Origin of the sequence: Psychrobacter sp. W2-37-MNA-CIBAN-0211 (assembly GCF_040309405.1) — a bacterium.
Taxonomy (GTDB): Bacteria; Pseudomonadota; Gammaproteobacteria; order Pseudomonadales; family Moraxellaceae; genus Psychrobacter; species Psychrobacter glaciei.
The window spans coordinates 1-255 of the sequence record NZ_JBEOOU010000385.1 but is presented as its reverse complement, the minus strand read 5'-3'; the positions used below and the strand labels follow the sequence as shown (position 1 = coordinate 255).

Genomic DNA, 255 nt, shown 5'->3' with positions numbered 1-255 from the left:
AAATAAGACCACGCAAATGCTCTGATAATAAGAAACGCGCGCAGGCAAGATAAGCGGTATCCGTGCCTTCTTTACGCGTCCAGACCGGATAGCCTGAGAGTCCTTTTTGCTGTGCCAACTTGATTTCTGTATCCCAATAAGCGCCTTTTACTAGACGTACAGGAATACGGTCGCCAACCTCAGTTGCCAAGCGTGCCAGCCAAGCCAAAATAGCAATTGCACGCTTTGAGTAACCTTGTACAACTAAGCCAAGAC

1 protein-coding gene is annotated in these 255 nt (G+C 47.8%); it reads right to left on the bottom strand.

Going from position 1 to position 255, the window contains the following annotated elements; genetic code table 11:
• Positions 1-255, bottom strand: a 255-nt coding sequence (locus AAEY72_RS15590) for a proline dehydrogenase family protein (RefSeq protein ID WP_352311525.1), incomplete at both ends; no start/stop codon positions are given.